The sequence below is a fragment of the Pantoea anthophila genome (assembly GCF_006494375.1).
Classification (GTDB): Bacteria; Pseudomonadota; Gammaproteobacteria; order Enterobacterales; family Enterobacteriaceae; genus Pantoea; species Pantoea anthophila.
Map to the genome: position 1 here is coordinate 1 of NZ_VHIZ01000066.1, position 22786 is coordinate 22786.

18 protein-coding genes, 2 tRNA genes and 2 rRNA genes are annotated in these 22786 nt (G+C 56.8%); 14 read left to right on the forward strand and 8 right to left on the reverse strand.

Features of this window, described 5'->3' with window-relative positions; all coding sequences use genetic code 11:
- The 4 genes from FJW00_RS21115 to FJW00_RS21130 form a co-directional block, all read left to right on the forward strand.
- Positions 1-1686 (forward strand): 23S ribosomal RNA (locus tag FJW00_RS21115); the annotation flags it as partial.
- A gap of 92 nt (positions 1687-1778) precedes the next feature.
- Positions 1779-1894: ribosomal RNA gene (rrf, locus tag FJW00_RS21120) — 5S ribosomal RNA — on the forward strand.
- A gap of 99 nt (positions 1895-1993) precedes the next feature.
- Positions 1994-2070, forward strand: a tRNA-Asp gene (locus FJW00_RS21125).
- 8 nt (positions 2071-2078) lie between these two features.
- Positions 2079-2154, forward strand: a tRNA-Trp gene (locus FJW00_RS21130).
- A gap of 120 nt (positions 2155-2274) precedes the next feature.
- Here the strand turns inward: FJW00_RS21130 and hdfR are convergent.
- A complete protein-coding gene (hdfR, locus tag FJW00_RS21135) occupies positions 2275-3108 on the reverse strand; it encodes an HTH-type transcriptional regulator HdfR (RefSeq protein WP_140925589.1) in 834 nt (277 codons plus the stop codon).
- A 120-nt stretch (positions 3109-3228) separates the two neighbouring features.
- Between hdfR and FJW00_RS21140 the strand changes: the two genes are divergently transcribed.
- Positions 3229-3567 (forward strand): MaoP family protein, encoded by a 339-nt coding sequence (locus FJW00_RS21140; protein WP_009087989.1) that lies wholly within the window; start codon positions 3229-3231, stop codon positions 3565-3567.
- Positions 3568-3591: 24 nt separating this feature from the next.
- Here FJW00_RS21140 and FJW00_RS21145 read toward each other — a convergent pair whose 3' ends face one another.
- A complete protein-coding gene (locus FJW00_RS21145) occupies positions 3592-5112 on the reverse strand; it encodes a YifB family Mg chelatase-like AAA ATPase (RefSeq protein WP_140925590.1) in 1521 nt (506 codons plus the stop codon).
- 330 nt (positions 5113-5442) lie between these two features.
- Here FJW00_RS21145 and ilvL point away from each other — a divergent pair, with 330 nt between their 5' ends.
- The 6 genes from ilvL (at position 5443) to ilvA (ending at position 12003) form a co-directional block, all read left to right on the forward strand.
- A complete protein-coding gene (gene ilvL, locus FJW00_RS21150; protein ID WP_072101316.1) occupies positions 5443-5541 on the forward strand; it encodes an ilv operon leader peptide in 99 nt (32 codons plus the stop codon).
- A gap of 150 nt (positions 5542-5691) precedes the next feature.
- On the forward strand, positions 5692-7338 hold the full coding sequence (gene ilvG / locus FJW00_RS21155) for an acetolactate synthase 2 catalytic subunit (protein ID WP_058956896.1): 1647 nt from the start codon (positions 5692-5694) through the stop codon (positions 7336-7338).
- Positions 7335-7592, forward strand: a complete 258-nt coding sequence (ilvM, locus tag FJW00_RS21160; RefSeq protein ID WP_008926359.1) for an acetolactate synthase 2 small subunit — start codon at positions 7335-7337, stop codon at positions 7590-7592. The genes ilvG and ilvM overlap by 4 nt, the downstream gene beginning before the upstream one ends.
- Before the next feature lie 18 nt (positions 7593-7610).
- Complete coding sequence (locus FJW00_RS21165; protein ID WP_009087986.1) at positions 7611-8540, forward strand: branched-chain amino acid transaminase; 930 nt, start codon at positions 7611-7613, stop codon at positions 8538-8540.
- Between the two features lie 62 nt (positions 8541-8602).
- Positions 8603-10453 carry a dihydroxy-acid dehydratase gene (gene ilvD, locus FJW00_RS21170; RefSeq protein WP_009087985.1) on the forward strand — a complete coding sequence of 617 codons (1851 nt, stop codon included), beginning with the start codon at positions 8603-8605 and terminating at the stop codon, positions 10451-10453.
- Between the two features lie 2 nt (positions 10454-10455).
- Positions 10456-12003 (forward strand): threonine ammonia-lyase, biosynthetic, encoded by a 1548-nt coding sequence (gene ilvA, locus FJW00_RS21175; RefSeq protein WP_046100813.1) that lies wholly within the window; start codon positions 10456-10458, stop codon positions 12001-12003.
- On the opposite strand, the gene ilvY is transcribed toward ilvA, so the two are convergent.
- Complete coding sequence (ilvY, locus tag FJW00_RS21180; protein ID WP_009087982.1) at positions 12004-12885, reverse strand: HTH-type transcriptional activator IlvY; 882 nt, start codon at positions 12883-12885, stop codon at positions 12004-12006.
- 161 nt (positions 12886-13046) lie between these two features.
- On the opposite strand from ilvY, the gene ilvC reads away from it, so the two are divergent.
- On the forward strand, positions 13047-14522 hold the full coding sequence (ilvC, locus tag FJW00_RS21185) for a ketol-acid reductoisomerase (protein ID WP_046100812.1): 1476 nt from the start codon (positions 13047-13049) through the stop codon (positions 14520-14522).
- Positions 14523-15172: 650 nt separating this feature from the next.
- Here the strand turns inward: ilvC and FJW00_RS21190 are convergent.
- The 3 genes from FJW00_RS21190 to FJW00_RS21200 all read right to left on the reverse strand — a co-directional run bounded on the left by FJW00_RS21190 (position 15173) and on the right by FJW00_RS21200 (position 18741).
- Entirely contained in the window at positions 15173-16504 is a 1332-nt protein-coding gene (locus FJW00_RS21190) for an MFS transporter (RefSeq protein WP_009087978.1), read from the reverse strand.
- Between the two features lie 272 nt (positions 16505-16776).
- The gene (gene yhjD, locus FJW00_RS21195) at positions 16777-17796 is read right to left on the reverse strand and encodes an inner membrane protein YhjD (protein WP_009087977.1); all 1020 of its coding nucleotides are present in this window, start codon (positions 17794-17796) and stop codon (positions 16777-16779) included.
- Between the two features lie 45 nt (positions 17797-17841).
- Positions 17842-18741: a LysR family transcriptional regulator gene (locus FJW00_RS21200; RefSeq protein ID WP_140925591.1), complete on the reverse strand. Its 900-nt coding sequence runs from the start codon at positions 18739-18741 to the stop codon at positions 17842-17844.
- Between the two features lie 115 nt (positions 18742-18856).
- Between FJW00_RS21200 and FJW00_RS21205 the strand changes: the two genes are divergently transcribed.
- Positions 18857-19615 carry an SDR family NAD(P)-dependent oxidoreductase gene (locus FJW00_RS21205; RefSeq protein WP_046100811.1) on the forward strand — a complete coding sequence of 253 codons (759 nt, stop codon included), beginning with the start codon at positions 18857-18859 and terminating at the stop codon, positions 19613-19615.
- Positions 19616-19661: 46 nt separating this feature from the next.
- Here the strand turns inward: FJW00_RS21205 and FJW00_RS21210 are convergent, their stop codons facing one another.
- A complete protein-coding gene (locus FJW00_RS21210) occupies positions 19662-20510 on the reverse strand; it encodes a PhzF family phenazine biosynthesis protein (RefSeq protein WP_140925592.1) in 849 nt (282 codons plus the stop codon).
- A gap of 108 nt (positions 20511-20618) precedes the next feature.
- Here FJW00_RS21210 and FJW00_RS21215 point away from each other — a divergent pair, with 108 nt between their 5' ends.
- Entirely contained in the window at positions 20619-21242 is a 624-nt protein-coding gene (locus tag FJW00_RS21215) for a glutathione S-transferase family protein (protein ID WP_009087970.1), read from the forward strand.
- On the opposite strand, the gene FJW00_RS21220 is transcribed toward FJW00_RS21215, so the two are convergent.
- Entirely contained in the window at positions 21209-22696 is a 1488-nt protein-coding gene (locus tag FJW00_RS21220; RefSeq protein WP_140925593.1) for an aminotransferase-like domain-containing protein, read from the reverse strand. The genes FJW00_RS21215 and FJW00_RS21220 overlap by 34 nt on opposite strands.
- Between the last annotated feature and the right edge of the window lie 90 nt (positions 22697-22786).

Below are 22786 nucleotides of genomic sequence, written 5' to 3' on the forward strand. Positions count from 1 at the left end.
GTGAGGCATGCTGGAGGTATCAGAAGTGCGAATGCTGACATAAGTAACGATAAAGCGGGTGAAAAGCCCGCTCGCCGGAAGACCAAGGGTTCCTGTTCAACGTTAATCGGAGCAGGGTGAGTCGACCCCTAAGGCGAGGCCGAAAGGCGTAGTCGATGGGAAACAGGTTAATATTCCTGTACTCGGTGTTACTGCGAAGGGGGGACGGAGAAGGCTATATCAGCCGGGCGACGGTTGTCCCGGTTTAAGCGTGTAGGCGGAGGGTCCAGGTAAATCCGGACTCTTTTAACGCTGAGGCGTGACGACGAGGCACTACGGTGCTGAAGTGATAAATGCCCTGCTTCCAGGAAAAGCCTCTAAGCATCAGGTAACACAGAATCGTACCCCAAACCGACACAGGTGGTCAGGTAGAGAATACCAAGGCGCTTGAGAGAACTCGGGTGAAGGAACTAGGCAAAATGGTGCCGTAACTTCGGGAGAAGGCACGCTGGCGCGTAGGTGAAGGGACTTGCTCCCGGAGCTGAAGCCAGTCGAAGATACCAGCTGGCTGCAACTGTTTATTAAAAACACAGCACTGTGCAAACACGAAAGTGGACGTATACGGTGTGACGCCTGCCCGGTGCCGGAAGGTTAATTGATGGGGTTATCCGCAAGGAGAAGCTCTTGATCGAAGCCCCGGTAAACGGCGGCCGTAACTATAACGGTCCTAAGGTAGCGAAATTCCTTGTCGGGTAAGTTCCGACCTGCACGAATGGCGTAATGATGGCCAGGCTGTCTCCACCCGAGACTCAGTGAAATTGAACTCGCTGTGAAGATGCAGTGTACCCGCGGCAAGACGGAAAGACCCCGTGAACCTTTACTACAGCTTGACACTGAACATTGAGCCTTGATGTGTAGGATAGGTGGGAGGCTTTGAAGCGCGGACGCCAGTCTGCGTGGAGCCATCCTTGAAATACCACCCTTTAATGTTTGATGTTCTAACGTGGCCCCGTGATCCGGGGTGCGGACAGTGTCTGGTGGGTAGTTTGACTGGGGCGGTCTCCTCCCAAAGAGTAACGGAGGAGCACGAAGGTCAGCTAATCACGGTCGGACATCGTGAGGTTAGTGCAATGGCATAAGCTGGCTTGACTGCGAGAGTGACGGCTCGAGCAGGTGCGAAAGCAGGTCATAGTGATCCGGTGGTTCTGAATGGAAGGGCCATCGCTCAACGGATAAAAGGTACTCCGGGGATAACAGGCTGATACCGCCCAAGAGTTCATATCGACGGCGGTGTTTGGCACCTCGATGTCGGCTCATCACATCCTGGGGCTGAAGTAGGTCCCAAGGGTACGGCTGTTCGCCGTTTAAAGTGGTACGCGAGCTGGGTTTAGAACGTCGTGAGACAGTTCGGTCCCTATCTGCCGTGGGCGCTGGAGAATTGAGGGGGGTTGCTCCTAGTACGAGAGGACCGGAGTGAACGCACCACTGGTGTTCGGGTTGTCATGCCAATGGCACTGCCCGGTAGCTAAGTGCGGAAAAGATAAGTGCTGAAAGCATCTAAGCACGAAACTTGCCCCGAGATGAGTTCTCCCTGACCCCTTGAGGGTCCTGAAGGGACGTTGAAGACGACGACGTTGATAGGCCGGGTGTGTAAGCGCAGCGATGCGTTGAGCTAACCGGTACTAATGACCCGTGAGGCTTAACCTTACAACGCCAGAGGCGTTTTTGAGAGACGCGATTTTCAGTTTGTGACGGATACGTCTGCGCGGCCCCTGTGGCGGCGCGGAAAACAGAATCTGCCTGGCGGCTTTAGCGCGGTGGTCCCACCTGACCCCATGCCGAACTCAGAAGTGAAACGCCGTAGCGCCGATGGTAGTGTGGGGCCTCCCCATGCGAGAGTAGGGAACTGCCAGGCATCAATTTAAGACCAGTACGCTGGTCGTGACCACTCCGGTGACGCGGAGCGGGCGAAATACCTGAAGTCAGCGCAAGCGGACCTCAGTACAGAATCGGTGGAGCGGTAGTTCAGTTGGTTAGAATACCTGCCTGTCACGCAGGGGGTCGCGGGTTCGAGCCCCGTCCGTTCCGCCACCCTATTTAGGGGCGTAGTTCAATTGGTAGAGCACCGGTCTCCAAAACCGGGTGTTGGGGGTTCGAGTCCCTCCGCCCCTGCCAGAAAACGATCCTTTGCTTCGGCAAAGGATTTTTTTTTGCTTATAAAAAAGCAAAAAAGAAAAACCAGCTAAATCTAACTGGTCTCTGATCTCTCTTCTTTCTGCACGCCTGCCTGCTAATTCAGCTGTTTTGCCTGACCAGAATCGGAAATTTAAGCAGCTGACGGATATGCGCCTGCTGATCGCTGTTCTGCAACCAGACCGCATAAAGCGGACGAACGGCGACCGGTGCGTCCGGCATTACCATCAGTTCACTGTATACGCTTTGCCAGAAGTCTGGCAGAAACGCGCATGCACCCGTAGTGTAGAGCAGTTCACGGGTGACATGTGCCGATGTCGTGGTCAGCACCGGCACATCATCAGCGCCAGAGAGGTAGCTCTGATGCTGATGGAAATCGGCTCCCCACTCCAGCTTGATGTAGTCATACTTTTCGCGCTTTTCGCTCTGGCGGGCACAGAACAGTGCCAGCGAAATATGGCCAATCTGCTGGCTGGTTAATTCATCCATCTTAGGCGCTTCAGTGGTAATCAACAGATCCAGCTGACGCTCATGAAGCTGCTTAACCAGCAGATGCCGCTGCGCCACGCGTGCTTCTAAATGCAGGCTCTCACGATTCTCATACAGCGTCTGAAGCCAGGGCGTCAGATAGGCCTCCCAGAGCGATGCGCTGGCACCTATCGAGAGCTCATGGTGCTGCTCAGTATGAGAAACCTCCTTCTTCGCCATTATCCAGGTGCTCATCAGGCTTTCCGCATAAGGAAGCAGTCGCTCCCCGGCGGCAGTCAGACGTATGTTGTTGCGATGCCGGGTAAAAAGGTTAACGCCGAGCTGATTCTCCAGCTGACGGATGCGAAAACTGACAGCAGATTGCGTAAGGTAAAGGGCTTCAGCAGCACGCCCGAAATGACGTGTTCTGCTCACTTCAAGGAAAGTTTTCAGTAATTCCGTATCCACAACGCGCTCCCAAAAATTGTTTGTCGTATAGATTTAAATGTTTTGTTTTACACTCTGTCAAGCCTATCTAATACTCCGCGCCATTAACAGCACGGCATTAGAGAATCAGGAGCGTGTAACATGGCGGAAAGCTTCTTAACAGAGAATCGTTTCTTTGATAACAAACATTACCCGCGTGGTTTCTCACGCCACGGTGACTTTACTATTAAAGAAGCCCAGCTTCTGGAACGCCACGGTTTCGCCTTTAATGAGCTGGATTTATCGAAGCGTGAGCCTGCAACAGAAGAAGAACGTTTGTTTATCGAAGTGTGTCGTGGCGTGCGTGAGCCGCAGACGGAAGCTGAGCGTGTATGGTCAAAGTATATGACCCGCATCAAGCGTCCTAAGCGTTTTCACACGCTGTCTGGCGGTAAGCCGCAGATGGACACCGTTGAAGACTACAGCGACAGCGACGATTAACAGAAAGGGGCGAGAGCCCCTTTTTTATTGCAGGCTGTTATGCAGATGGATCATTAATCGATCAATCGCGCGATAGCTGACCGCCTCCTGCAGATGGAGGCGGGTAATCTCTTTCTCTCCGGCCAGATCGGCCACGGTGCGCGCCACCTTTAAAATTCGCTGCCAGGCTCGCACAGATAACCCCAGTTTCTCCAGCACAGACTCCAGCCATTCGGCATCCTCTTTTTCAGGCTGGCACCAGCGCAGGATTTCCGCATTATTCAGATGCGCGTTAATTTTACCTGCGCGGGCGAGCTGGAGCGCTCGCGCTGCAACGACCCGCTGACGAACCTGCTCAGAGCTTTCTGCGGCCGGTCGCTGGCCACTGAGCATGCCACCGGGCAACAGCGGCACCTCCAGTGAAAGATCAAAGCGATCCAGAAACGGCCCTGATAACTTACTGAGATAACGCAGGATCTGCTGAGGCGAGCAGCGATTGTGCTGTCCCTGATAATGCCCGGTTGGCCCGGGATTCATGGCAGCAATCAGCTGAAACCGTGCCGGGAACGTGACCTTTGCCCGGGCTCGCGAAATGGCGATGAGGCCTGACTCCAGTGGCTCACGCAGTGAATCCAGCACCCTGCGGTCAAATTCCGGTAATTCATCCAGAAACAGCACGCCATTATGCGCAAGGGAGATCTCTCCGGGCCGCGGCAGTGACCCTCCGCCAACCAGAGCATGGAGAGACGCGCTGTGATGAGGCGACCTGAAAGGCCGGCTGCGCCACTGTCGGTGCAGGGCAGTGCTGTTTATCAGGCTGGCTATCGCCGCACACTCCAGCGTTTCCTGGTCGCTTAAGGCGGGCATGATGCCAGGCAGACGGGTTGCGAGCATCGTTTTGCCGGTGCCAGGCGGCCCAATCAGCAACAGGTTATGCCCGCCCGCCGCGGTGATCTCCAGTGCTCTGCGCCCCTGCTGCTGACCGATGATATCCGCGAGATCGTCCCCAGGCGTGGCATGCTGATGCTCAGGGTAGGGAGCCGGTGATAATGTCAGCGCATCACGGAGAAAAGCGCAGACCTCACTGAGGTGAGCGGCGACCAGTGACGCTCCCTCACGAATCAGCCCGGCGTCACGCTGATTTTCCGCAGAGAGAACCAGCTGTCGTCCAGCCTGAAGGGCCATCATGGCTGCAGGAATTGCCCCCTGAACGGCACATAGCGCGCCATCCAGCGCCAGTTCACCCAGAAACTCAAAGTGCATCAGCTTATCCGCAGGAAGCTGCTCTGAGGCGACCAGAATGGCAATTGCCATGGGCAGGTCATAGCGCCCGCCCTCTTTGGGTAAATCCGCTGGTGCCAGATTGATGGTGACCCGTCTGGCCGGGAAGGTAAAACCGCTGTTGATAATGGCGCTGCGAACCCGCTCACGCGCCTCTTTGACCGTGGTTTCAGGCAGACCCACCAGCGTCAGTGCAGGCAGGCCATTACTGATGTGAGCCTCAATGGTCACCAGCGGCGCTTCCACGCCTAATGCTGCACGGGTCAGAACTTTAGACAATGACATACTCACTCCTTGTTGCCATCAGTCTGATCAGCACCCAAAAGGAAAGCGAGTACGCCTTCTGACGATTCCGACGCACTGCACAAGAAAGTGAGGTCACTTTCACTGACTCTCATCGTCCCGCGAAACTGCACGTAAATTCAGCAGAACATCATTACGTCAGTAAAGTGATGAATATTTATCATCTTGTAATTATTACTTGTATTACAAATCGATAGGACGGGATTTAATCTCCCGCGCTAAAAAAAACCTGCAAAAAAAGTTGTGTTATAGCCCCTGACTATGATAACTCTGTAGGCATTACTTCGAACACGTAAAAGAATTGAACAACACATGAAAGCCCTTCTACAAGTGATTAGCCTGGTCGTGATTAGCGTGGTGGTGGTTATTAACCTACCGTGCGGGGCAACGCTTGGAGAAAGAAAGGCTTAAAAATCAAGCCTCGAATCCGAAAAAACCCCCGCACCGAAAGGTCCGGGGGTTTTTTTTCGACCCGGGGAAATATCAGTAAATCTGCAAGGAACAAACAATGAACAGTAGCATAAAATTCTGTTGTTCCCGTCAGGACACAGGAGAATAGCGATGACAGGTGCTCAGTGGGTAGTTCAGGCTTTACGCGCGCAGGGTGTTGATACCGTATTTGGTTACCCTGGCGGCGCCATCATGCCGGTTTACGACGCGCTATACGATGGCGGCGTGGAACACCTACTGTGCCGTCATGAGCAGGGTGCGGTTATGGCCGCGATTGGCTATGCGCGCTCCACCGGCAAAACCGGTGTCTGTATTGCCACCTCTGGTCCTGGCGCTACCAACCTGATCACCGGTCTGGCTGATGCCATGATGGACTCCGTGCCGATCGTTGCGGTAACCGGTCAGGTCTCGTCTGCGTTTATCGGTACTGACGCTTTCCAGGAGATCGACGTGCTGGGACTGTCCCTGGCCTGCACCAAACATAGCTTCCTGGTTGAGTCGCTGGATGAGCTGCCCGCTATCATGGCTGAGGCTTTTGCCATGGCGCAGTCAGGGCGTCCGGGTCCGGTACTGGTTGATATTCCCAAAGATATTCAGATTGCGCAGGGTGAACCCGCACCGCATCTGGTTTCGGTTGAGGAGGAAGAGTCGCTGCCGCATCATGCCATCCGCGAGGCGCGGGCAATAATGACCCAGGCCAGAAAACCGATGCTCTATGTTGGCGGAGGCGTGGGCATGGCGCAGGCGGTTCCGGCACTGCGTGCATTCGCAGAAGAAACCGGCATCCCTGCCGTTGCGACCCTGAAAGGTCTGGGCAGCGTCGATGCGCAGAGCGAGGTTTATCTGGGCATGCTGGGGATGCATGGCACCAAAGCCGCTAACTATGCTGTTCAGGCGTGTGACCTGCTGATTGCGGTCGGTGCCCGTTTTGACGATCGGGTGACCGGCAAGCTGGATACCTTTGCGCCGCACGCCAGCGTGATTCATCTTGACATCGACCCCGCAGAGTTAAATAAGTTACGTCGCGCGCACGTCTCACTGCAGGGCGATCTCAACGCGCTGCTGCCCGCGCTGAGTCAGCCTTTGCACATCGACGCCTGGCGCGACGAGGTGAAGGCACTCAAGGCCAGTCACGCCTGGCGCTACGATCATCCAGGCGAGGCAATCTATGCACCGCTGCTGCTGAAGCAGCTCTCCGAGCGCAAACCGGACAGCGCGGTGGTCACCACCGATGTCGGACAGCATCAGATGTGGACGGCCCAGCATATGGCCTTCAGCGCGCCGGAGAACTTCATCACCTCCAGCGGCTTAGGCACGATGGGCTTTGGTTTGCCTGCCGCCATCGGTGCACAGGTCGCCCGTCCGGAAGATACGGTGATCTGCGTCTCGGGCGACGGCTCAATCATGATGAATATTCAGGAGCTGGGCACCATTAAGCGTGGAAAGCTGCCGGTCAAAATCGTGCTGCTGGATAACCAGCGTCTGGGCATGGTGCGTCAGTGGCAGCAGCTCTTCTTCGACGGTCGCTACAGCGAAACCAATCTCTCTGACAATCCCGACTTCCTCACGCTGGCCAGCGCTTTCAATATTCCCGGCCAGCGCATTACCCGTAAAGATCAGGTCGACGCCGCACTTGATGCTCTGCTGAACAGCGAAGGTCCTTACTTCCTGCATGTTGCAATTGATGAGCATGAAAACGTCTGGCCACTGGTACCGCCGGGTGCCAGCAATGCAAACATGATGGAGAAAACCGTATGAACCAGCATCAATTGTCTATCGAAGCCCGCTTCCGCCCTGAAATATTGGAGCGCATTTTACGCGTCGTGCGCCACCGCGGTTTTCAGGTCTGTTCTATGAACATGGCCTCAGTCGCCAACGCGGAAAACATTAATATTGAAATGACCGTTGCCAGCCAGCGCTCCGTCGATTTACTGTCTTCGCAGTTAAGTAAATTGATTGACGTTGCATGCGTTCAGATTCAACAACAGACAACACAACAAATCCGCGCCTAGCCGCGAGAGGGAATAACAATGAGCACGAAGAAAGCAGACTTTATTTGGTTCAATGGCGAGATGGTCAAGTGGGAAGAGGCGAAGGTCAGCGTCATGTCCCACGCGTTGCACTATGGCACGTCGGTGTTTGAAGGCGTCCGCTGCTACGACTCTCACAAAGGACCGGTTGTGTTCCGCCACCGTGAACACATGCAACGTCTGCACGACTCCGCCAAAATCTACCGTTTCCCGATTAAAAGCAGCGTTGATGAGCTGATGGAAGCGTGCCGCGAAGTCATCCGCGTGAACAAACTGAAAAGTGCTTATATCCGTCCGCTGGCCTTCGTGGGCGATGTGGGCCTGGGCGTGAACCCGCCAGATGGCTTTACCACCGACGTGATCATTGCAGCCTTCCCGTGGGGCGCGTACCTGGGTGCGGAAGCTCTGGAAAACGGCATTGATGCGATGGTCTCCTCCTGGAGCCGTGTGGCACCGAATACCCTGCCAACTGCCGCAAAAGCGGGCGGTAACTACCTCTCCTCACTGCTGGTGGGCAGCGAAGCCCGTCGTCACGGCTATCAGGAAGGTATCGCGCTGGATACCAATGGCCTGATCTCAGAAGGTGCGGGCGAAAACCTGTTTGAAGTGAAAGATGGCGTGCTCTTTACCCCGCCATTCACCTCTTCAGCTCTGCCGGGCATCACCCGCGATGCCATCATCACCCTGGCGCGTGATATGGGCATTGAAGTGCGCGAGCAGACCCTGTCGCGTGAATCCCTCTATCTGGCTGATGAAGTGTTTATGTCTGGTACCGCTGCAGAAATTACCCCGGTGCGCAGCGTTGACCGCATTCAGGTGGGCGAAGGCAAATGTGGTCCGGTGACCAAACGCATCCAGCAGGCCTTCTTTGGTCTGTTCACCGGCGAAACCGAAGACAAATGGGGCTGGTTAGATCCGGTTAATCCATAATCAGATACAGCGCGGACGTCATCTGACGTCCGCGAGCTTTTTCTTACTGGAGTAAATAGAGCATGCCTAAGTACCGTTCCGCCACCACCACCCACGGCCGTAATATGGCGGGTGCCCGTGCCTTATGGCGCGCGACAGGAATGACCGATGACGATTTCGGTAAGCCGATTATCGCTGTGGTTAACTCATTCACCCAATTTGTCCCGGGCCACGTTCACCTGCGTGACCTTGGTAAACTGGTCGCCGAGCAGATCGAAGCATCAGGCGGTGTGGCTAAAGAGTTCAACACGATCGCGGTGGATGACGGTATTGCCATGGGTCATGGCGGCATGCTGTATTCACTGCCTTCGCGCGAACTGATTGCTGACTCGGTCGAGTACATGGTGAACGCACACTGCGCCGACGCCATGGTCTGTATCTCCAACTGCGACAAAATCACGCCGGGGATGCTGATGGCGTCACTGCGCCTCAATATCCCGGTGATCTTCGTTTCAGGCGGACCGATGGAAGCCGGTAAAACCAAGCTTTCTGACCAGATTATCAAACTGGATCTGGTGGATGCGATGATTCAGGGCGCCAACCCGAACGTCAGCGACGCCGACAGTGAGCAGATCGAACGCTCTGCCTGTCCGACCTGCGGCTCCTGCTCCGGCATGTTTACCGCGAACTCAATGAACTGCCTGACCGAAGCACTCGGCCTGTCGCAGCCAGGCAACGGCTCCCTGCTGGCCACCCACGCCGATCGTAAAGAGCTGTTCATCAACGCCGGTAAGCGCATCGTCAGCCTGACCAAACGTTACTATGAACAGGATGACGTCAACGTGCTGCCGCGGAGCATCGCCAACAAGGCCGCTTTCGAAAACGCCATGACGCTGGATATCGCCATGGGCGGTTCCACTAACACCGTACTGCACCTGCTGGCAGCCGCGCAGGAAGGCGATATCGACTTCAATATCTCTGACATCGATCGCCTGTCACGCAAAGTGCCTCAGCTCTGTAAAGTCGCGCCAAGTACCCCGAAATACCACATGGAAGATGTGCATCGCGCGGGTGGTGTTTACGCGATTCTCGGCGAGCTGGATCGCGCAGGTCTGTTCGACAGCAGCGCCCGAAATATCCTGCAGCAGACGATGCGTGAAACGCTGGATCAGTATGACATCATGCTGACCAGCGATCAGGCGGTAAAAGAGATGTTCCGTGCCGGTCCGGCAGGCATCCGTACCACCCAGGCATTCTCGCAGAGCTGCCGCTGGGACACGCTGGATGATGACCGTGCTGAAGGCTGTATCCGTACCCGCGAAAACGCCTATTCGCAGGATGGTGGTCTGGCCGTACTCTACGGCAACATCGCAGAAGATGGCTGTATCGTTAAAACCGCAGGCGTAGACAAAGAGATCCTGACCTTCACCGGCCCGGCTAAAGTCTACGAAAGTCAGGATGATGCTGTTGAAGCGATCCTGGGCGGCAAAGTGGTGGCGGGCGACGTGGTCGTGATCCGCTACGAAGGGCCAAAAGGCGGGCCGGGTATGCAGGAGATGCTTTATCCGACCACCTATCTGAAATCGATGGGACTGGGCAAAAGCTGCGCCCTGATCACCGACGGTCGTTTCTCTGGTGGCACCTCTGGTCTCTCTATCGGTCATGCCTCACCTGAAGCGGCAAACGGCGGCACCATTGCGCTGGTGAAAGATGGCGACACCATTGAGATCGACATCCCGAACCGCGGCATCAGACTTGCCGTGCCGGATAATGAACTGCACGCCCGCCGTGAAGAGCAGCAGGCACGTGGCGATGCGGCCTATACGCCGATCAATCGTCAGCGTGAAGTCTCGTTCGCGCTGCGTGCTTACGCCTCACTTGCGACCAGTGCTGATAAAGGCGCTGTCCGCGATAAGAGCAAGCTGGGAGGCTGACCATGGCCGAGTCTCAACCGCTACCCGACGCACCCTGCGGCGCCGAGTATTTGCGCGCAGTGTTGCGTTCACCGGTGTACGAAGTCGCACAGGTAACGCCGCTGCAGAAGATGGAAAAAATCTCATCGCGTCTTGGCAACACCATTCTGGTGAAGCGGGAAGATCGCCAGCCGGTGCACAGCTTCAAGCTGCGCGGTGCTTACGCGATGATTGCCGGCCTGAACGAAGAGCAGAAAGCGCGCGGCGTGGTAACGGCCTCCGCCGGTAACCATGCACAGGGCGTGGCGCTCTCCGCTAGCAAGCTGGGCATTAAGTCACTGATCGTGATGCCGCTGGCGACAGCCGATATCAAGGTAGATGCGGTGCGCGCGTTTGGCGGTGAGGCTTACCTGTTTGGTGCCAACTTTGATGAGGCGAAAGCCAAAGCGATCGAACTGTCGGAACAGCGCGGCTACACCTTTGTGCCACCGTTTGACCATCCGGCAGTGATTGCCGGACAGGGCACGCTGGCGATGGAGCTGCTGCAGCAGGATGCTCATCTGGATCGGGTCTTTGTCCCGGTTGGCGGGGGCGGTCTGGCAGCCGGTGTGGCGGTGCTGATTAAACAGCTGATGCCGCAAATCAAAGTGATTGCGGTGGAGTCAGAAGATTCAGCCTGTCTGAAGGCGGCGCTGGAGGCAGGGCATCCGGTCGATCTGCCCCGCGTCGGGCTGTTTGCCGAAGGCGTGGCGGTGAAGCGTATCGGCAGCGAAACCTTCCGGCTCTGTCAGGCCTACATCGATGACATCATCACCGTCGACAGCGATGCCATCTGCGCAGCAATGAAGGACCTGTTCGAAGATGTCCGTGCCGTGGCGGAGCCTTCCGGGGCGCTGGCGCTGGCGGGCATGAAGAAGTATATCCAGCAGCATGAGATCAAAGGCGAACGGCTGGCGCATGTCTTATCCGGGGCCAACGTCAATTTTCACGGCCTGCGATATGTCTCTGAGCGCTGCGAGCTGGGCGAACAGCGAGAGGCGCTGCTGGCTGTGACAATCCCGGAACAGCAGGGGAGCTTTTTACGCTTCTGCCAGACGCTGGGCGGACGTGCCATCACGGAGTTCAACTACCGCTACGCTGACGCAGATAAAGCCTGCATCTTTGTTGGTGTCAGGCTGACCCGTGGCGTCGAGGAGCGCAGCGAGATTATCAGCGAACTGACCCACGGCGGCTATCAGGTGGTCGATCTCTCTGATGATGAAATGGCAAAGCTGCACGTGCGTTACATGGTGGGCGGACGACCTTCCAAACCGCTGCGTGAACGGCTTTTCAGCTTTGAATTTCCGGAGGCACCCGGTGCGTTGCTGAAGTTTCTGCAGACGCTTGGCACGCACTGGAATATCTCGCTGTTTCACTACCGCAGCCACGGCACTGACTATGGCCGCGTGCTGGCGGCCTTTGAACTGGGCAGCGATGAGCCGCGTTTCGAAGAGCATCTCACCGATCTGGGCTATGACTTTCATGATGAAAGCCAGAACCCGGCGTTCCGCTTCTTCCTGTCAGGCAGCTGATTACAGCTGGCTCCAGAAGGCACTGATCAGCGGCTCACCGAGCCGCTTTTTTTGTACGCAGATGCCGAGTTCAAACGGCGCGACCGATTCAACATTTTCCAGCATCATCACGCGGTTACGCACCGGTTCCGGGCTGTTTTCCAGCACCACATGCGGCAGCAACGCGATGCCGCATCCCAGCGCCACCATCGAGACAATCGCTTCATGCCCCGACACCGTGGCGTAAATCAGCGGGTTAGGAATGCGATGGCGGCGGAACCAGAGATCGATACGCCGCCGTGCCGGGCCCTGGTCCGGCAGAATAAACGGAATCTGTGCCCAGTCTGGCTGTGGCTGTGTAGCCTGAGTGCGAACGGCACAGGGTAAGGCGGGCGCAATCAGGACCAGCGGGATCAGCCCCAGTGGCATAAAATCAATGCTGGCTGGCAGCGTTTCAGGGCGTCCGGCAATCGCCAGATCGGCATCACCGGAGTGAACTTTTTCCAGCGCATCTGCGGCATCGCCGGTATTCAGTTTAATTTCCACCTGCGGATGTTCGGCGCGAAAGCGGTCGAGGATAGGCGGCAGATGGCTGTAGGCCGCCGTTACCGAGCAGAACAGCCGCAGCTCGCCGCTGAGTGACGGACCATTAAGATCCATGACATGACGCAGTTGCTGATACTGCAGCAGCGTCTGCTGGGCAAACTGACGCAGGCGTTCACCCGCCTCCGTCAGCGTGACGGTACGGTTATCACGCAGAAACAGCGCATGGCCGACATCCTCTTCAAGCCGCTGGATCTGGCGTGACAGCGTGGAAGGGCTGACGTGCATAGCACGCGCGCTGCGCCCGAAGTGGCAGCTTTCTGCCAGATGAAGAAACAGTTTCAGATCCCGTAAATCCATGTGCGCGTCGCCTCTGGGTGGTGTTGCATTTATTGCAATGTGACGTTGTTAATATATCAATTTAAGCAACAGAATTCCTGTCATATGATGGGGTCATTCGCGGCGCTGCATGACACGCCGTTCCTGAACAAAAAAAGCAAACACAACTTACCGGAGTACCCATGGCTAACTATTTCAACACACTGAATCTGCGCAATCAGCTGGCGCAATTAGGCAAATGTCGTTTCATGGCGCGCGATGAGTTCGCAGATGGTGCGAGTTTCCTGAAGGGCAAAAAAGTCGTTATCGTTGGCTGTGGCGCACAGGGCCTGAACCAGGGTCTGAACATGCGTGATTCCGGTCTGGATGTCGCCTATGCACTGCGTGCTGAAGCGATTGCTGAGAAACGCCCTTCATGGCGCAAAGCGACCGATAACGGTTTCAAAGTGGGCACCTACGAAGAGCTGATCCCGCAGGCGGACCTGGTGGTAAACCTGACGCCAGACAAACAGCACTCTGCGGTGGTTCAGGCTGTTCAGCCGCTGATGAAAGATGGCGCTGCACTGGGCTACTCACACGGCTTCAACATCGTTGAAGTGGGCGAGAGCATTCGTAAAGATATCACCGTCGTCATGGTGGCACCGAAGTGTCCGGGTACAGAAGTGCGTGAAGAGTATAAGCGTGGCTTCGGTGTTCCGACCCTGATCGCTGTTCACCCGGAAAATGATCCAAAAGGCGAAGGCATGGCGATTGCTAAAGCCTGGGCAGCCGCAACCGGTGGCGATCGTGCTGGCGTACTGGAATCCTCTTTCGTGGCAGAGGTCAAATCTGACCTGATGGGTGAGCAGACCATTCTGTGTGGCATGCTGCAGGCTGGTTCACTGCTCTGCTTCGACAAGCTGGTGGCGGAAGGTCATGACGCGGCTTATACCGAAAAACTGATTCAGTTCGGCTGGGAAACCATCACCGAATCGCTGAAGTTCGGCGGCATCACCCTGATGATGGATCGCCTCTCAAATCCGGCAAAAATCCGTGCATACGCGCTGTCTGAGCAGCTGAAAACCATCATGGCTCCGCTGTTCCAGAAGCACATGGATGACATCATCTCAGGTGAATTCTCTTCCGGTATGATGGCCGACTGGGCGAACGACGACAAAAACCTGCTCACCTGGCGTGAAGAGACCGGTAAAACTGCGTTCGAAAATGCGCCGCAGTTTGAAGGTAAGATCGACGAGCAGGAGTACTACGACAAAGGTGTCGTTATGGTCGCTATGGTCAAAGCGGGCGTGGAGCTGGCGTTTGAAACCATGGTTGATGCGGGCATCATCGAAGAGTCTGCTTACTACGAATCCCTGCACGAGCTGCCGCTGATTGCTAACACCATTGCCCGTAAGCGTTTGTACGAAATGAACGTGGTTATCTCGGATACCGCCGAATATGGTAACTACCTGTTCTCCTTCGCGGCTGTACCGCTGCTGAAAGAGTTCATGACCACGCTGCAGCCAGGCGACCTGGGTAAAGCCATTGAGGGAACGCAGGTAGACAACGCGCAGCTGCGTGACGTCAACGAAGCGGTTCGCCAGCATCCGATTGAAATCGTGGGCCGCAAACTGCGTGGCTACATGACCGACATGAAGCGTATCGCTGTCGCAGGCTGATAAGCGGCACCCCCGTTTTCAGCAAAACAAACCCCGGCTTGCCGGGGTTTTTTGTTTGGGAACACTGCCTGAGAAGTTCGCTGGTGGAATGGCGCCTGCACTGCCTGCTTCGCTATGAGACCGAGCCTGCACAGGCAACACGGTCAGATCGGAAAGGCGCTTAAGCCAATCCCTGGCCGCTCGGCCCGCGCGATTACGCACCTCATCCCTGAGGTGCGCCCGTAAACGGGCCAACGCGTTGCGTTGTTCAAAAACGCTCCCGGCGTTTTTATCCGGGCGGCGGGACGCTTTCCTCTTCTGACCGTGTTCCCTGTGCCCTTAAGCTTCTGCATTGCTGCCAGAATAACCCTGCCCATCAGCACGATGCAGGATCTTCAAACAGACAGCCAATCAACTTAAAGCGATGGGAGCATACGCCTGTAGTCAAAGCATAGCGGGCCAGGGATGGCCCGCGCTGAGCCCGCCAGGGATGGCGTCTTTTGCGTCTTTGCGGAGGGCGTATGCTCCCTGAGCCAGTCGGCTAACCTCAAGGCGACACTTTAAACCCTGCGGAGTAGATGTATGCTCCCTGAACCTCCCTTTATTTACTAAACCCAACCCATAAAAAAACCCGGCATCTGCCGGGTTTTACTGACTTTCATCCCACCGGACTACACGTCATACAGCGTCTGGTGACGCGTCTCTTTACAGGCGAGCAACGCAATCAGTGTCAGCACCGCCATCGACGCCAGATAGAACCCTACCGCCTGTAAGCCATAACTGGCATTCAGCCAGGTCGCGATGTAAGGCGCAACCGAGGCACCCAGAATCGAGGAGAGATTGTAGGAGAACGAGGCACCGGTATAACGCACTTCGGTCGGAAACAGCTCCGGCAGCAGTGCGCCCATCGGGCCAAACGTCAGCCCCATAATGCTCAGACCCAGCAGCAGGAACGCCATCACCAGCGCCTGTGAACCCGAACCGAGCATCGCCGGGAACAGGAACGAAAACGCGATAATCATGAGCGTGATGGTAATCATGGTCTTGCGACGACCAAAGCGATCCGCCAGCACGCCCGCAATCGGCACCATCACGCCAAAGCCAATGACCGCCAGCATCAGCATCCACAGCATACTGTTACGCGGAATGCCCAGACCCGCTGGCGCTGGCGTGGTGCCGTAACTCATTGAATAGACCGTCATGATATAGAACAGCGTATAGGTCGCCAGCATGATAAAGGTGCCGAGAATGGTGGCAGTCAGGTGCCTGCTCAGCAGCGCCGCAATCGGCACCCGAACCTGCTTCTGCTCTTTCTGCACTTTGGCAAACACCGGACTTTCATGCAGCGAAACGCGCACATAGAGGCCAATCAGCACCAGTACGGCAGAGAGAATGAAGGGAACGCGCCAGCCCCACTGCATAAACTGCTCGTCAGTCAGCAGCCATGAGAGCAGCAGAAAGGTGCCGTTAGCAAAGAAAAAGCCGATCGGCGCGCCCAACTGCGGGAAGGAGCCATAGAGCGCACGCTTCTTCGCCGGAGCGTTTTCCGTTGCCAGCAGCGCTGCGCCACCCCATTCGCCGCCCAGGCCCAGCCCCTGACCAAAACGCGCCAGCGCCAGCAGCAGCGGCGCCATCACACCAATGGTTTCATAGCCCGGCAGCAGGCCAATCACCACGGTGGAGATCCCCATGGTCAGCAGCGAGGCAACCAGGGTGGCCTTACGGCCCACGCGGTCGCCAAAGTGACCAAACAGGGCAGAGCCAATCGGACGCGCAATAAAGGCGATAGCGAAGGTGGCGAGCGACTGTAGCGTGGCGACGGTGGCATCACCCTGCGGGAAGAAAATATGGGGAAAAACAATCACCGCAGCCGTGGCATAAATATAAAAGTCGAAGAATTCGATGGCCGTGCCGACCAGTGAGGCTATCACCACTTTACTGCGTGAGTTAACCGGTGCGGGGTCCTGCTGTTTGTCGAGTGTGTCTGAGAGGGAGGCTTGCATAACTGTTTCTTATTTGTAAATACAGACAAAGAATCTTACGCACCTGACTGAGCGCATTCAATGGCGAAAACCCGCGCCGCGCCTGGCTTCAGCGGGCAAAAAGAGGATAATTTCTGTGGTGCGGCGAATGCCGGGTGATACCGGGGTAAACCGGACGATATCTGGCGGGATACTCTGTGAAAGGGCTAAATAAAAGTGACCCCTCAGATATTCATCCTGTTATCTGAATAAAAAATAGCCGAGGGGAGGTGTTTTCCGCTGTTGTTAACAGATCAGGACGTTTTGCGTCGTGCTGCGCTGCCCGCTTCAGGCATCTGCGGATCGTCTTTATATTTAGCTGTGGCGATCCATGCCGCACAGAACAGCGTCAGACGGGCGAAGAAGTAGAAGAACGCCATCAGGCCGAGCACGGAACCAAAGGCTGCTCCTGAAGGGGAGGTTGCCAGCTTTGGCAGAGTCAGCGTCATGACAAACTTGATCACCTCAAAACCGATGGCCGCCAGCAGCGTCCCGCGGAACAGCGCCTTCTTGCGTGGCTTATGTCGTGGCAGGATCCAGAAAATCCAGAGAAACAGCAGGTAGTTAGCCAGCACAGAAATCGAGGTGGCGATAATGGTCATCGCAGGCCGCAGCCAGTCGATGCCATCCAGCCCCAGGGCGCTCACGATGGTCGCCTGGGCAGACCCCGCCACTGAGGTCAGCGAAAGCGTAATGATCAGGGCCAGCATCAGGCCGGTCAGTGACAGGAAATCGCGGATGTAGCGTTTCCAGATCTTCTCCTGGTCATCAGGATTGCGTTCCCAGACGTCGCGCGACTGGGCACGAATGGCTTCCCGCAGATTCCCCATCCAGTTCAGACCGGAATAGAGCGCCAGCAGTAAACCGGAGATCCCCACCGTGGCGCGCTGCTGAATGGCGGTATTCACCGTATTTTTCAGCGTGGTCGCCAGCGTCGGGTCGCTGATGCTGCTGACGATTTTATTGATGATATCGGTCAGCAGATCCGGATTGGAGGCGAGTACAAAACCCACGGCGGCAAACGACACCATCAGAATCGGGATCAGCGATAAAAATGAGAAATAGGTAATGGCCGCACCAAACTGGCTGCCTAGCCGGTCGTTAAAGCGCTCAAGGGCACGGATAAAATGCGCCACCGCCGGAATGGCCTGAAACCAGGCGGCAAAACGCGACACGCGGACAATCGACTGGTCCACGGTTTGATTGCCGGTTTTAATGTCGATAAGCGGTTTCTCTGGCTGTGTATCCTGCGAATGTTCCTGCTTGTCTGTCATAGACCTTCACTGTCCTGTTTGTCATTAAAATCAGAGTATAGTCGCTCAGGTGACGTACTCCTGCAGCACCTGACTCAGCCACTCCATAAAAACCCGCACGCGACGCGCCACATTGCGCCGGTGCGGATAGAGCAGGTGGATCGGCATGGGCCTGGCGGGGAAGCGATGCAGCACCTCGACCAGCTCGCCATTTTCCAGCAGGGGCTGAATGCCGGCCGCCGGCACCTGAATAATGCCTAATCCTGCCAGACAGGCGGCGCGATAGGTTTCGGTGCTGTTCACGGTCACCGCGCCGCCGGTGTGAACATAGTGGCACTGCCTGCCATCAAAATATTCAAAGCCCGGTGCGGCCTGGCCCAGCTGCTGGCTGTAGTGGACCATCGCATGCTGCGACAGCTCCTCCAGCCGGACCGGCATCCCGAAACGCGAAAGGTAGCCAGGGCTGGCGCAGTTGATCAAGGTGTGGGTGCCAATTTTTTGCGCGATCAGTCCCGAATCCTTCAGCTCGCCGACCCGGATAACACAGTCAAAGCCTTCCCGGATTACATCCACCTGACGGTCACTGCTGCTCAGTTCAATCTCTACGCCAGGGTAGTGCTGCAAAAATTCCGGCAGGCGGGGAAGGATAAAACCGGTCGCCATCGCGACGGACATATCGACCCGCAGCTTGCCGCTGAGCGTGGCGGGATCGTGCTGGAACAGACTGTCCATATCGTCAATCATCGACAGCAGGTCCAGACAGCGATCGTAATAGACCAGTCCATCCTGAGTCAGTTGCACCCGGCGCGTGGTGCGATGCAGCAAACGGGTTGCCATTTGATTCTCCAGCGCCTGTATCTGCCGCGATACGCTGCCTTTAGGCACGCCTAAACTCTCCGCCGCGCGGGTAAAACTGCCCATTTCGGCCACCCGCACAAAAACCTGCATTGCGTGAATTTTGTCCATGTTGTTCACCGATTGTTGTTTTTATTGAAACAGTGATGCGCTTTTTATACTGTTTATAGATCAATAATTCGCGAATATCCTTAACACGTGTTCAACTTTTCAACAGGTGTGAGAGATGAATCAGAAAGTTGCGTTAATTACCGGTGCAAATCGCGGTTTAGGCCGTAACGGCGCGTTAAAACTGGCTGCCAGAGGCACCGATATCATTCTGACCTACCGCACTCATGCCGATGAGGCGCAGGCGGTTGTCAAAGAGATTGAGGCGATGGGACGGCGTGCAGTGGCGCTGGCGCTGGATGTCGGCGACACCGGTCAGTTCGATCGCTTTGTCGGGCAGGTGAAAGAGGCCCTGCAGCAGCAGTGGCAGCGGGATCGCTTTGACTATTTAGTGAACAACGCCGGGCACGGTCACTATAAGCCGTTTACCGATACCACGGAGGCGGAATTTGACGCCCTGGTGAATGTCCATTTCAAAGGTCCCTATTTTCTGACCCAGAAGCTGCTGCCGCTGATCAACGACGGAGGCCGCATCCTGAACATCTCCAGCGGTCTGACCCGGCTGGTCTATCCGGGCTCTGCGACCTATGCATCGATGAAAGGGGCGATGGAGGTGCTGACCCGCTATCAGGCGAAGGAGCTGGGGGCGAGACGGATTCGGGTCAATATTCTGGCACCCGGGGCGATAGAAACGGACTTCGGCGGAGGCCGGGTTCGTGACACCCGGGAGATTAACGATCAGATTGCTGCACTGACGGCGCTGGGCCGGGTGGGATTACCGGACGACATCGGCGATGCCATCAGCGCGATTCTCAGTGATGAAACCGGCTGGATCACCGCGCAGCGCATCGAAGCCTCAGGCGGGCAGGGCATTTAACCCCCCGGTGGCATCGCGGCAGACCGGCCCGCCGATGCCGCCAGCCTTACAGCGCGATCGTGCCGTCGATGACGGTGACGGTATGGCCGCCAATCCAGATCGTGCCACTATCGAAGGTCACCTTTACCCGACCGGCACGCTGCAGCGCCGTGCCCTGACGCACACGATAGCCTGTGGTCTGTCCCGCCATGGCAAAATAACGTGCCAGACAGGCGTTGGCACTGCCCGTCACCGGATCTTCGGTCAGGCTGCCATTCTCGACCAGCAGGGCGCGTACTTCATACTGCTCCTCTTCTCCCTGCGGCAGGCGACCAAATACCATTATCCCCGATACGTCCGCCTGTTTAAGCAGACGCTCGAGTTCGCTGACGCTGGGCTGCAGCGCCAGCACCGCGTCGGCGCTGGTCATCGGCACCAGCAGCCAGCGGATACCCATATCAACCACCGTCGGGCTTTGCGTCAGATCGAAAGCCTCGCTGTTTAACGCTTTCGCCATCAGCGCATCCTGCCAGGGTGTCAGCGTGGCAGCCGGGGCGGCAAACGCCAGTTCACCCGTCTCATTAATCTTCACCGTGACGTTACCGACGCCGCACTCCTGCACAATCTCGCCGGGTGTGCGGGTTGGCCAGCCGGCCTCCAGCAGGGCGTGCGCCGTACCCAGTGTGGGATGACCGGCAAACGGCAGCTCGCCTTCAACGGTAAAAATGCGCACCCGATAGTCGGCTTCCGCATGCTCAGGCGGCAGCACAAAGGTGGTCTCCGACAGGTTAGTCCAGCGGGCAATGGCGGCCAGCTGGCTGTCGCTTAACCCCTGCGCATCCATGATGACCGCCAGCGGATTGCCGTTAAAGGCTGATGAGGTAAACACATCGACTTGCTTAAACGCGACCTGCATGGTGACTCCTTGCTGAGGGTGTTCAGGGTGGCCTTTTCTCTGCCAGATGATTGCTTATAACAGCTAACAGCGTTATCAATAAGTTAAAGATTCTACCGGAGACTCTGCATGCTAACGATCCTGGGACGCGCCTCCTCAATCAACGTGCGCAAAGTATTATGGCTGTGTGACGAGCTGGATCTGGATTACCAGCGCGAAGAGTGGGGCGACGGTTTCCGCTCCACTCATCTGCCGGAATTCATGGCACTCAATCCGAATGCGATGGTGCCGGTGCTGAAAGATGATGACTTAGTCATCTGGGAATCTAACGCCATCCTGCGCTATCTGGCGAATGCCTATGGCGGCGAGTGGCTTTATCCGCCTAATCCGCAGGCGCGTGCACCGGTCGATCAGTGGATGGACTGGCAGGCCACAGAACTGAATACCTCCTGGCGCTACGCTTTCATGTCGCTGGTAAGAAACTCTCCGGCTCATCAGGATCCGCGCCTGCTGGCAGCGGCCTGCAAAGGCTGGGCGCACACCATGAGCATCCTTAATCAGCAGCTGGAAAAAACCGGTCGCTACGTTGCCGGACGCAATTTCACCCTGGCCGATATTCCGATTGGTCTGGCGGTAAACCGCTGGTTTGAGACGCCGCTTGAGCATCCCGATTATCCGGCGGTTCGCACCTATTACGAGCGCCTGACCGAACGGCGTGGTTACACCGTCTGGGGCCGCAACGGGACGCCCTGAGCCTCGCCAGCCGGGAGTCCTGACAGTTCACAGGCAATCTCTCCGGCGCGCTGAATCGCCCGGCTATAGCGCGCATCAAACGGATAACAGCAGGAGAGACGCAGCGCATGGTTGTAACGCTCGCTCAGGGAATAGAGCGCGCCAGGCGTGACGCAGATCTGCTCCTGCAGCAGCCGGTCAAACATCTCCGTGGTCTTCACGTTGCCGGGTAACTCGACCCAGAAGACGAATCCTCCGCGCGGCAGCGTGGCGCGGGTGCCCTGCGGGAAGTAGCGGGCGATCAGTCCCCGCGCCTCATCCAGATTGGCTGCGTAGCGACGGCGCAGGGTGCGCAGGTGGTGATCGTAACCGCCGGACGCAAGAAACTCCGCCAGTGTTTCTGACAGCAGGGCCGATTCAGCCATCGACGAAACCGCTTTGAGCCGGGCAATTGCGTCGTGAAAACGACCGGCAGCGGTCCAGCCAATCCGGAAGTCGGGTGCCACGGTTTTGGTGAAGCTGGTGCAGTAGATCACCCAGCCATCGCGATCAAACGCTTTCACAGCGGGCGAGAGGGGCCAGTCGAACTGCAACTCGTCATACAGTCCATCTTCGATCAGCGGAATGTGGTAAGTATTCACTAACTTTGCCAGCCGCTTCTTGTTTGCCAGCGACATGCCGCAGCCCAGCGGGTTCTGCACACCGGGCATGGCAATCAGTGCCTTGATGCGCTGCTCCTGCAGCAGCATCTCCAGCGCATCCAGCGACAGGCCATGCTGCGGATCGGTGGGGATTTCCAGCGCTTTAAGGCCCAGCGACGCCAGTAGTGGAAACAGGAAGAAGTAGGTCGGCGATTCCAGCCCGACACAGTCGCCGGGCTGCGTGACCGCACGTAATGCCAGCTGCAGGGCTTCCATGCAGCCGTGGGTCAGGGTGATCTCATCGGCAGTCAGCCGCTGTCCGGCGTGCAGCGCCCGGCGCGCAATCTCCTCCCGTAAGCGCTCACTACCGGGTGGAAGCGCATAGCGCCCGATCAGATTGGGATGACGGCGCAGCAGTGAAGCCGTGATCCGGGCGATGCGGGTCGCAGGGAAAAGTTCACTGTCCTGCGGGCAGGCCAGCGAGATATTGATGTAGTCGGGATGGTTCTGTGCGGCAAACACCTTATCAATCAGGTCGAGTTTACCGCTGCCGGGGTCGCGTACCCGGGTTTTATGCTCACCGTGACGGGTCACGGCGGGCAGCACGCCGCGCACGTAGTAGCCCGACTGCGGCCGGGCCTCAATCAGACCGCGATCTTCCAGCAGCTGCCAGGCATTCAGCACCGTATTCACACTGACCTGATGGGACTGAGCGACACGCCGGATCGCTGGCAGGCGTTTGCCAGGTTTCAGCGTGCCCTGGTGGATAGCCTCAGCGAAGCTGTCCGCCAGCTGCTGATAAAGACGCTGATCGGAAGAGGGAGCAAGAGACACAGTAGCCTCCGAATTGGATGGGTACAATTGCTGCAAACGTAAACTGTAACCATCACAATAGTGATTTTGTGTCACTGTTACCATCCTTTT